At 62.7% G+C, this 11,566-nt stretch carries 7 protein-coding genes; all 7 read left to right on the top strand.

The genetic code is table 11. The features are described 5' to 3' along the window. The first annotated feature begins 57 nt into the window (after positions 1–57). A complete protein-coding gene (locus tag BM198_RS05565; protein ID WP_044408569.1) occupies positions 58–318 on the top strand; it encodes a YeaC family protein in 261 nt (86 codons plus the stop codon). A gap of 14 nt (positions 319–332) precedes the next feature. Next, positions 333–1,169: a DUF2797 domain-containing protein gene (locus tag BM198_RS05560; RefSeq protein ID WP_074968430.1), complete on the top strand. Its 837-nt coding sequence runs from the start codon at positions 333–335 to the stop codon at positions 1,167–1,169. A 70-nt stretch (positions 1,170–1,239) separates the two neighbouring features. Then, a complete protein-coding gene (pepN, locus tag BM198_RS05555) occupies positions 1,240–3,900 on the top strand; it encodes an aminopeptidase N (protein WP_074968428.1) in 2,661 nt (886 codons plus the stop codon). 513 nt (positions 3,901–4,413) lie between these two features. Next, the gene (locus BM198_RS05550) at positions 4,414–6,381 is read left to right on the top strand and encodes a DUF1302 domain-containing protein (RefSeq protein WP_074968426.1); all 1,968 of its coding nucleotides are present in this window, start codon (positions 4,414–4,416) and stop codon (positions 6,379–6,381) included. A 61-nt stretch (positions 6,382–6,442) separates the two neighbouring features. Beyond that, positions 6,443–7,810, top strand: coding sequence for a DUF1329 domain-containing protein (locus BM198_RS05545; protein ID WP_074968424.1), 1,368 nt, complete (start codon positions 6,443–6,445; stop codon positions 7,808–7,810). Between the two features lie 201 nt (positions 7,811–8,011). Next, positions 8,012–9,097 carry a WD40/YVTN/BNR-like repeat-containing protein gene (locus tag BM198_RS05540; protein ID WP_074968422.1) on the top strand — a complete coding sequence of 362 codons (1,086 nt, stop codon included), beginning with the start codon at positions 8,012–8,014 and terminating at the stop codon, positions 9,095–9,097. Positions 9,098–9,115: 18 nt separating this feature from the next. Then, positions 9,116–11,491, top strand: coding sequence for an efflux RND transporter permease subunit (locus tag BM198_RS05535; RefSeq protein WP_044408553.1), 2,376 nt, complete (start codon positions 9,116–9,118; stop codon positions 11,489–11,491). Positions 11,492–11,566 lie beyond the last annotated feature (75 nt).

The raw sequence follows: 11,566 nt of genomic DNA, 5'->3' as shown, positions 1-11,566 counted from the left end.
TGCGACCTGCTAGAATGCCGCTCCTTGTTCCCCCGAACGAATGCAGCGAGTCATGCCATGTCCTCTTTCGCCCAACTGATCAGCAACATCACCGAGGATGTCTACCAGAGCCTCAAGCTCGCCGTGGAAATCGGCAAGTGGGCCGATGGTCGCAAACTCACCGAGGAGCAGAAGGAGCTGAGCCTGCAGGCCATCATCGCCTGGGAGGCCAAGAACCTGCCGGAAGACCAGCGCACCGGGTACATGGGCCCGCAGGTCTGCAGCTCCAAGTCCGAGCCCGTGCCGAACATCCTCTTCAAATCCGACTCCATCCACTGATGGGGGCTGAAACCATGCTGGAGCTGGGGCGCGGTGCGCTGAGCAAGATGTCGGCGCAACTGGGTGACCCGGTGGTGCAGTACGCCTTCCGCCTGGGCGATGAGCAGGTGTCGGTGAACCCCCTGCTGGGCAAGCGCATCCGCCTGGAATACCTCGGCGGCATCCATTGCAGCCATTGCGGGCGAAAGACCAGCAAGAGCTTCAGCCAGGGCTACTGCTACCCCTGCTTCACCTCGCTGGCCCAGTGCGACACCTGCATCATGAGCCCGGAACGCTGCCACTACGACGCCGGTACCTGCCGCGAGCCGAGCTGGGGCGAGTCGTTCTGCATGGCCGACCACATCGTCTACCTGGCCAACTCCTCGGGCATCAAGGTCGGCATCACCCGCGCCAGCCAGGTGCCCACCCGCTGGATCGACCAGGGCGCCCGCCAGGCGCTGCCCATCCTGCGGGTCGCCACGCGCCAGCAGTCCGGCCTGGTGGAGGACCTGCTGCGAACACAGGTGGCGGACCGCACCAACTGGCGCGCACTGCTCAAGGGCGAGGCCGAGGCACTCGACCTGCTCGCGGTGCGCGAGGCGCTGTTCGATGCCTGTGGCGAGGGCATCCAGGCCCTGCAGTCGCGTTTCGGCCTCCAGGCCATCCAGCCGCTCGATGACGTCGAGCCGCTGGAAATCCGTTACCCCGTCGAGGCTTACCCGACCAAGGTGGTGAGCCTCGACCTGGACAAGACACCGGTGGTGGAAGGGACCTTGCGCGGCATCAAGGGGCAGTACCTGATCCTCGACACCGGCGTCATCAACATCCGCAAGTTCACGTCCTACCAGGTCGCGGCCAGCTGCGAAGGCTGAGCCACTGGCAGGCAGCAATCCAACCATGCGCAGGCGGGCCACGAGCCCGCGCTGAACCGGAGAGGCAAGCATGCGAACCGAGCAACCGAACGTCATCCACCTCAAGGACTACCAGGCACCGGACTACCTGATCGACGAGACCGCCCTGACCTTCGAGCTGCACGAGGACCACACCCTGGTCCATGCCCAACTGGTGATGCGCCGCAACCCCGAGCGTGCCGATGGCACCCTGCCGGCGCTGGTGCTGGACGGCCAGCAACTGGAGCTGCTGTCGCTGTCCATGGATGACCGCGAGCTGGGCGCCGCCGACTACCAGCTGACCGACTGCCACCTGACCCTGCAGCCGGTTGCCGAGCAGTTCACCCTGGACAGCACCGTGCGCATCCACCCGGAAAGCAACACCGCACTGGAAGGCCTGTACAAGTCCGGGAAGATGTTCTGCACCCAGTGCGAGGCAGAAGGTTTCCGCAAGATCACCTACTACCTCGACCGCCCCGATGTGATGAGCCGCTTCACCACCACAGTGAGTGCCGAGCAGCATCGCTACCCGGTGCTGCTGTCCAACGGCAACCCGGTAGCCAGCGGGGCCGGGGAGGGCGGGCGCCACTGGGCGACCTGGGAGGACCCGTTCAAGAAGCCGGCCTACCTGTTCGCCCTGGTGGCGGGCGACCTGTGGTGCGTGGAAGACGTGTTCACCACCATGAGCCAGCGCAACGTGACCCTGCGCATCTATGTCGAGCCGGAAAACATCGACAAGGTGCAGCACGCCATGGACAGCCTGAAGAAGTCCATGCGCTGGGACGAGGAGGTCTACGGCCGTGAATACGACCTGGACATCTTCATGATCGTCGCGGTCAACGACTTCAACATGGGCGCCATGGAGAACAAGGGGCTCAACATCTTCAACTCCAGCTGCGTGCTGGCCCGTGCCGAAACCGCCACCGACGCCGCCCACCAGCGCGTCGAGGCGGTGGTGGCCCACGAGTACTTCCACAACTGGTCGGGCAACCGCGTGACCTGCCGCGACTGGTTCCAGCTGTCGCTGAAGGAAGGCTTCACCGTGTTCCGCGATGCGGAATTCTCCGCCGACATGAATTCGCGCACGGTCAAGCGCATCGAGGACGTGGCCTTCCTGCGTACCAACCAGTTCGCCGAGGATGCCGGCCCGATGGCTCATCCGGTGCGCCCGGACTCCTTCATCGAGATTTCCAACTTCTACACCCTGACCGTCTACGAGAAGGGCTCGGAAGTGGTGCGCATGATCCACACCCTGCTGGGCGCCGAGGGCTTCCGCAAGGGCACCGACCTGTACTTCGAGCGCCACGACGGCCAGGCCGTGACCTGTGACGATTTCGTCAAGGCCATGGAGGACGCCAACGGCGTCGACCTTACCCAGTTCAAGCGCTGGTACAGCCAGGCCGGCACCCCGCGCCTGGTGGTCGAGGACGCCTACGATGCCGCTGCCAGGACCTACAGCCTGACCTTCCGCCAGAGCTGCCCGGCCACCCCCGGCCAGACCGAGAAGCTGCCCTTCGTCATCCCCGTCGAGCTGGGGCTGCTGGACGCCGCCGGCAACGACCTGCCGTTGCGCCTGGCAGGCGAGGCGAAGGCCGAGGGGGGCAACCGGGTGATCGCCGTCACCGAGGCCGAGCAGACCTTCACCTTCGTCGATGTGGCGGAAAAGCCGTTGCCGTCCCTGCTCCGCGGTTTTTCCGCACCGGTGAAGCTGAGCTTCCCGTACAGCCGCGATCAGTTGATGTTCCTCATGCAACACGACAGCGATGGCTTCAATCGCTGGGATGCCGGTCAGCAACTTTCCGTGCAGGTGCTGCAGGAGCTGATCGGGCAGCACCAGCGTGGCGAGCAACTGGTGCTGGACAGCCGCCTGCTGGATGCCTTCCGCACCTTGCTGGAGGACCAGTCCCTGGACCAGGCGATGGTGGCGGAGATGCTGTCGCTGCCCAGCGAGGCCTATCTGACCGAGATCAGCGAGGTGGCGGATGTGGACGCCATCCACGCGGCTCGCGAGTTCGCCCGTCGTTCGATCAGTGATGCCCTGTTCCCGCAGTTGCTGGCGCGTTACCAGGCCAATCGCGCCATTTCGCGCGAGACGCCCTATGTCGCCTCCGCCGAGCACTTTGCCCGTCGCACCCTGCAGAACATCGCGCTGTCCTACCTGATGCTCAGTGGCAAGGCCGAGGTTCTCCAGGCCTGCCTAGAGCAGTTCGAGGCGTGCGACAACATGACCGAACGCCTGACGGCGCTCTCGGTGCTGGTCAACTCCAGCTTCGAGGACGAGAAGGCCAAGGCGCTGGCGAGCTTCGCCGATTACTTCAAGGACAATCCGCTGGTAATGGACCAGTGGTTCAGCGTCCAGGCCGGCTGCACCCTGCCGGGCGGGCTGGAGCGGGTGCAGGCGCTGATGGCCCACCCGGCCTTCACCCTGAAGAACCCCAACAAGGTGCGTGCGTTGATCGGGGCGTTCGCCAACCAGAACCTGGTGAACTTCCACCGGGCCGATGGTGCGGGTTATCGCTTCCTTGCCGACCACGTCATCACGCTCAACGCGCTCAACCCGCAGATCGCCTCGCGCCAGCTGGCGCCGCTGACCCGCTGGCGCAAGTACGATGCGGCCCGGCAGTCCCTGATGCGTGCAGAGCTGGAGCGCATCCTCGCCTCTGGCGAGCTGTCCAGCGACGTCTTCGAGGTGGTCAGCAAGAGCCTCGCCTGATCCGAGGAGGGCTTGCCCCTCCGTGTCGGATTCCTCCCTATGGAAAGTGTTACTGGCAAACTGCCGGTAACACTTTTTTGTTACCCATGGGAATAATCCGTCCCCTGCTTAGGCGTAAAAAGCGTGAAGGGCGTCGTCTTTTCCTTGACCGTACGGGGAAGGTGTGAATCGGCAATCGCTCAAGGTGTGGTTTTGAGTGACAAATCGAGCCAGCTTGTAGGACAAAATCGGCCGATTTTTCCGATTTGATCAGTGGATGATCAGTCACACGTTTGAATGATAGTTGCCCGGGTGATCAAGTCGGGTTTTCGACTTCAGTCGTACGGATTTGGCACCTTGGTTGCACGTGCGCAATCCGATCCAGGTTCGTCCGACCGGCAGTTGATCGCTGGAACGTGCGGGCCAGACGCGTTGGGGACTCGAAGTGCCAACGCCGGAGCCGCCCCAGGTGGCCGAAACAGCTCCCATGACGGGAGCCATAACAAATGATCTGTCCACGGAGTAGACACCTCGATGGAACTCAAGTCCCGCAAGCCCCAATTGCGTTTCGCACCGGCCAAGGCCGGTTTCGCCCTCGCCGGCCTCCTGCCCCTGATGTGCGCCGTCCAGGCCCAGGCGGTTGAATTCAGCTTCGCCGACGACGAGATCAGCGGCTCCATCGACACCACCGTCTCCTACGGCCAACTGTGGCGCGTCCAGGGCCAGGACAAGACCAACAACGACATCAACACCAACGACGGCAACCGTAACTTCGACACCGGCCTGGTTTCCGAGGTGTACAAGATCACGTCCGACCTGGAGGCGACCTACAAGAACTACGGCGTGTTCGTCCGTGGCACCGCTTTCTATGACACCCAGATCATGGACAAGCGCAACGACTACCTGGACAACAACAGCCCGCGCCAGCCGAGCCAAAACTACCCGAACGACAGCAGCTTCACCCGCGAGACCCGCCACAAGGCCGGTCGCGATGCGCAGATCCTCGACGCCTACGTCTACGGCAACTGGGACGTGGCCGACATGCCGCTGACCGCGCGCTTCGGCAAGCAGGTGTTCAACTGGGGTGAGGGCATCTTCTATCGCGGTGGCATCAACACCACCAACCCGCTCAACGCCGCCCAGTTCCGCCTGCCGGGTTCCGAACTGAAGGAAGTGCTGGTCCCGGTTGAGGCGCTGAGCTTCAACATCGGTCTGACCGACAACCTGTCGATGGAAGCCTTCTACCAGTTCAACTGGAAAGAAAGCGCGATTGACCCTGCGGGCACCTACTTCTCTGAGACCGATCTGTTCGCGGATGGTGGTAATACTGCTTATAACCAGAGTGGTTCGTTGGCTGGACTCATGACCCCGAACCCTTTGCTTGGCGGCAACTCGCTCTATGGTCTGCTGGCCTCCAACCCGTTGAGTGGTATTCGTGGCAGTGAGTTTGCCAACAGAGATGCCTTCAAAGTTGCCTCCATCGGTCCTGACATCAATGCCAAGAACGACGGTCAGTTCGGTGTTAACTTCAAGTACATCGCTGAGGAACTGAATTCAACGGAGTTTGGCGCCTACTTCATCAACTATCACTCCAAAGAGCCCTATATCTACGCGGACGTGAACAGCGCCTACCGCGGTATTACGGGGGCACAATACGCTGCCCTGCTTGGTAACCCGGCCGTAGGTGGAGCTGCCGCTGCTGCTGGTACATCTGCTCAGCAAATTGTTGGTGGTCTGCTGGCTGTGGATCTGGGCAACCAAATCCAGGCACGGCGCGAATATGTCGAAGATATCCGTGTATACGGTTTCAGCTTCAACACCACGATCAATGAAACTTCGGTGTTTGGTGAGATCGCCTACCGTCCGAACATGCCAATCGGCATTGCCGCTACCAACGACGCGCTCCAGCAGTTCCTCGGCCAAGCCACCCAGTTCTCGCTCGGTCGAGGCATTAATGTCGCTGGGCAGGATGTTCGCTTGGGCGGTCAACTGCATAACTACGAACGTGTTGAGTCCTTCAATACCTCGTGGGGTGCGATTCAGAACTTCGGCCCGTCGCTTGGCTTCGATTCGCTGGTCGGTATTGCAGAGTTGGCGTCTGAACACCTTCGTGGCAGCGACCTGAAGTACACCGATTACCAAGGCAATGTTCGTTACTATGCCGGCCGTGCCAACGGCGCCTACGCCAGCGGCTATGACCGTGACGACCAGATCAACAAGAACGCCTACGGCTACACCCTCGTTCTGTCTGGTACGTGGAACGACGTCTATGCCGGCGTTAACGTTTCCCCGTTCGTCGTCTACAAGGATGACTTCGAGGGCAACTCCCACCAGACCGGTAACTTCATCGAAGGCCGCAAGGCGTATACCGTTGGTGTGAAGGCGACCTACCTGAACAGCCTGGAAGGCGAGATCCAGTACACCGAGTTCTACGGCGCCGGTCAGAACAACGCAGCTCGCGACCGCGACAACATCGGCGTCAACGTCAAGTACTCCTTCTAACTAGAAAAGAACGCGGGGGCCTTCAAGGGCTCCCGCCGCTGAACCCTCACGGAGATTCAACATGCTGAAAAAGCTTTCGCTGATTGGCGCGGCAGTTGCGTTCGCACTGTCCGCCGGTAGCGCGCTGGCGGCAGTGTCCGCCCAGGAAGCCGCCAAGCTGGGCACCAGCCTGACCCCCTTCGGTGCCGAGAAGGCCGGTAACGCGGCTGGCACCATTCCCGAGTGGACCGGTGGCATCACCCAGGCCCCAGCCGGCTACAAGCCGGGTCAGCACCATGTCGATCCGTTCCCGGGCGACAAGCCGCTGTTCACCATCACCAAGGCCAATCTGGACCAGTACAAGGCCAACCTGACCCCCGGTCAGATCGCCCTGTTCAATGCTTACCCGGACACCTTCCAGATGCCGGTCTACCCGACCCGTCGCTCCGGCTCCGCGCCGCAGTGGGTCTATGACAACACCGTGAAGAACGCCACCACCGCCAAGCTGCTGGATGGCGGCAACGGCTTTGCCGATGCCTATGGCGGCATTCCGTTCCCGATCCCGCAGAACGGCGTCGAGGCCCTGTGGAACCACATCGTTCGCTACCGTGGTTCCTACATCGTGCGTCGCGCTTCCGAAGTGGCCGTGCAGCGCAATGGCGACTACTCCCTGGTGACCTCGCAGCAGGAAGCCCTGTTCAAGTACTACAACCCGAAGGGTTCGTACGCTGACCTGAACAACATCCTGTTCTACTACCTGTCCTTCACCAAGAGCCCGGCTCGCCTGGCGGGCGGCGCCGTGCTGGTACACGAGACCCTGGACCAGGTGAAGGAGCCGCGTCAGGCCTGGGGCTACAACGCCGGCCAGCGTCGCGTTCGCCGCGCGCCGAACCTGGCCTACGACACCCCCATCGCTGCCGCCGACGGCCTGCGTACCGCCGACGACACCGACATGTTCAACGGTGCGCCGGATCGCTACGACTGGAAGCTGGTGGGCAAGAAGGAAATCTATATCCCGTACAACAACTACAAGGTCTCCAGCCCTGAGGTTAAGTACAAGGACCTGCTGAAGCCCGGCCACCTGAACCCGGCCGTCACCCGTAACGAACTGCACCGCGTGTGGGTCGTGGAAGGCACCCTGAAGTCGGGCGCCCGCCACATCTACTCCAAGCGCACCCTGTTCCTCGACGAGGACAGCTGGCAAGCCGCCGTGGTCGACCAGTACGACGGTCGCGGTGAGCTGTGGCGTGTCTCGGTGGCCTACCTGAAGAACTACTACGACCTGCCGACCACCTGGTCCGCGCTGGACGTGTTCCATGATCTGCAGGCCCGCCGCTACCACGTGCAGAACCTCGACAACGAGGAGTCGAGCACCATCGACTTCACCCAGCCGGTCCCGGATGACGGCTACTTCAAGCCGTCTGCCCTGCGTCGTCGCGGTACTCGCTGATCGATTCGCAGGACAGAAAAAGGCCGCTACTCTGGTAGCGGCCTTTTTCATTCATCAGAGGCCCTGATAAGGGCTCAATCACGCGGGTTTGGCTTAACAAAACATAACGTCCCGCCGATTGTCAGCGCTTTCCAAAGCTGGATAGCATTAGTCGCCTGCCTGAGGGGCAGGACCACCTATAACAATAAGGGGGAAAGGTGTATGAGTGAGCCCGTCATGCGGCGCACCCAGTCCGGTCGTGGCGCGCGTCATTCCGCCCAGCCGGCGTTCCGCTTCCACTCGCCGCTGGCCAAAGCGCTCTCGCTGTTCAGTGTGCTGTCCATCCTGACTTCCGCCATGGTGCCCACCGTGCATGCCGCCGAGGCAGCACCGGTCTACTCCATCGAATCACCCAAGGCCATCACCAGCCTGCTGCTGGACGTCGCCCACGCCGGCAAGCGCCTGGTTGCCGTGGGGGATCGTGGCCATATTCTCTATTCCGACGACGACGGCACGAGCTGGACCCAGGCCAAGGTGCCGACCCGGCAGATGCTGACCGCCGTCTACTTCGTCGATGACAAGAAGGGCTGGGCCGTCGGCCACGACGCGCAGATTCTCGCCAGTGAGGATGGCGGGGCGACCTGGACACTCCAGTTCGAAGACCTGCAGCGTGAAGCCCCGCTCCTGGACGTCTGGTTCAAGGACGCCAGCACCGGCTTCGCCGTTGGCTCCTACGGCGCCCTGCTGGCCACCGAGGACGGTGGCAAGAACTGGGAAGACGTCAGCGACCGCCTCGACAACGAAGACCAGTACCACATCAATGCCATCGCGGCGGTGAAGGACTCCGGCCTGTTCATCGTCGGCGAGATGGGCAGCATGTTCCGCTCCCCCGACTGGGGCCAGACCTGGGAACGCCTCGAAGGGCCCTACGAGGGCTCGCTGTTCGGCGTGTCCGGTACCGCAGAGCCCGGCGTCGTGATCGCCTACGGCCTGCGTGGCCACCTGTTCCGCTCCGCCGATTTCGGCACGACCTGGGAAACCATCCCGCTCAAGAACGCCCGTGGCGGCACCCTGGAGTTCGGTCTTTCCGGCGGCACCCTGCTCGACGACGGCACCCTGCTGGTGGTCGGTCATGGCGGCAGCGTCCTGAAGAGCACCGATGCCGGTCGCACCTTCAGCGTGGTCAACCGCGCCGATCGTCTGTCGCTGGCCAGTGCCACGGTCGACAGCAAGGGCAACCTGATCCTGGTGGGACAGGGTGGGGCGCGTGTCGCCTCGCCGACTGGCGCCGAGCTGGGCCAACAATAACAAGGTGGGGGAGTTTCGATGAGTAACCATCACCAGGACAAGGCGACCTTCCTGGAGCGCCTGATCTTCAATAACCGGCCGGCGGTGATCGTCATCTGCCTGCTGGTCAGCATCTTCCTCTTCTGGCAGGCCACCCAGGTGCGCCCGTCCACCAGCTTCGAGAAGATGATTCCGCTGCACCACCCCTTCATCCAGAAGATGATGGAGCACCGCAACGACCTGGCGAACCTGGGTAACACCGTGCGCATCTCGGTGGAAGCCAAGGACGGGGACATCTTCAGCAAGGACTACATGGAGACCCTGCGCCAGATCCATGATGAGGTCTTCTACATTCCCGGCGTCGACCGTTCCGGTCTGAAGTCCCTGTGGAGCCCCAGCGTTCGCTGGACCGAAGTGACCGAGGAAGGCTTCGCCGGCGGCGAGGTCATCCCGCAGACCTATGACGGTTCCGCCGACAGCCTGGAAGAGCTGCGCAACAACGTGCTCAAGTCCGGCCAGATCGGCCGCCTGGTGGCCAACAACTTCAAGTCCAGCATCATCGACGTGCCGCTGCTCGAGTCCTACCCGGACCCGAACGACCAGGGCAAGCTGCTGAAGCTCGACTACCGTCAGTTCTCCCATGAGCTGGAAGAGAAGATCCGCGACAAGTACCAGGCCCAGAACCCGAACGTCCAGGTGCACATCGTCGGCTTCGCCAAGAAGGTCGGCGACCTGATCGACGGCCTGATCATGGTCGTGGCCTTCTTCGGCATCGCCTTCCTCACCACCCTGGTGCTGCTCTACTGGTTCACCTGGTGTATCCGCAGCACCATCGCCGTGCTCTCCACCACCCTGGTGGCGGTGATCTGGCAACTGGGCCTGATGCACTCGGTGGGCTTCGGACTCGACCCGTACTCCATGCTGGTGCCATTCCTGATCTTCGCCATCGGCATCTCCCACGGCGTGCAGAAGATCAACGGCATCGCCCTGCAATCCAGCGACGCCGACAACGCCCTGACCGCGGCCCGGCGCACCTTCCGCCAGCTGTTCCTGCCGGGGATGATCGCCATCCTGGCTGACGCCGTGGGCTTCATCACCCTGCTGATCATCGACATCGGCGTGATCCGCGAGCTGGCCATCGGCGCTTCCATCGGCGTGGCGGTGATCGTCTTCACCAACCTGATCCTGCTGCCGGTCGCCATCTCCTATGTCGGCATCAGCAAGAAGGCCATCGACCGCAGCAAGAAGGACGCGACCCGCGAGCACCCGTTCTGGCGCCTGCTGTCCAACTTCGCGCACCCCACCGTGGCGCCCATCTCCGTGGTCATCGCCATCATGGCCTTCGGCGGCGGCCTCTGGTACGGCAAGCACCTGAAGATCGGCGACCTCGACCAGGGCGCGCCGGAGCTGCGTCCGGACTCGCGCTACAACAAGGACAACAACTTCATCATCAGCAACTACTCCACCAGCTCCGACGTGCTCGTGGTGATGGTCAAGACCAAGCCTGAAGGGTGCTCCACCCACGAGGCGCTGGCCCCCATCGACGAGCTGATGTGGACGATGGAGAACACCCAGGGCGTGCAGTCCGCCATCTCCATGGTCACCGTCTCCAAGCAGGTGATCAAAGGGATGAACGAAGGCAACCTGAAGTGGGAAACCCTCTCCCGCAACCAGGACGTGCTGAACAACTCCATCAGCCGCGCCGACGGCCTGTACAACACCGACTGCTCCCTCGCACCGGTGCTGGTGTTCCTCAACGACCACAAGGCCGAGACCCTGCAGCGCGCGGTCAAGGCGGTCCAGGGCTTCGCCCAGGAGCACAACAAGGACGGGCTGGAGTTCCTGCTCGCCGCCGGTAACGCCGGTATCGAAGCGGCCACCAACGAGGTGATCGCCCAGACCGAGCTGACCATCCTGATCCTGGTGTACATCTGCGTCGCGGCCATGTGCCTGATCACCTTCCGCTCGATCCCGGCGACCATCTGCATCGTCATCCCGCTGATCCTCACCTCGGTGCTGGGCAATGCCCTGATGGCCTTCCTCGGCATCGGCGTGAAAGTGGCGACGCTGCCCGTGGTGGCACTGGGCGTGGGTATCGGTGTCGACTACGGCATCTACATCTACAGCCGCCTGGAAAGCTTCCTGCGCGCCGGCCTGACCCTGCAGGAGGCCTACTACCAGACGCTGAAGTCCACCGGCAAAGCCGTGCTCTTCACCGGCCTGTGCCTGGCCATCGGCGTGGCAACCTGGATGTTCTCGGCGATCAAGTTCCAGGCCGACATGGGCCTGATGCTGACCTTCATGTTCATCGTCAACATGTTCGGCGCGCTCTGGCTGCTGCCGGCCTTGGCCCGCTTCCTGATCAAGCCCGAGAAGCTCGCCGGCAAGACCGGGGGCTCACTCCTCGCGCACTGATCGGTGCTCTTCGAAAACCGCGGCCTCGGCCGCGGTTTTTCGTTTCGGGGGGGGGCTGATCTTGACGCCGGGAAC

This window comes from Metapseudomonas otitidis (assembly GCF_900111835.1).
Taxonomy (GTDB): Bacteria; Pseudomonadota; Gammaproteobacteria; order Pseudomonadales; family Pseudomonadaceae; genus Metapseudomonas; species Metapseudomonas otitidis.
Note: the sequence above shows the minus strand (reverse complement) of the source record. Positions and strands in the feature narration are given on the sequence as shown.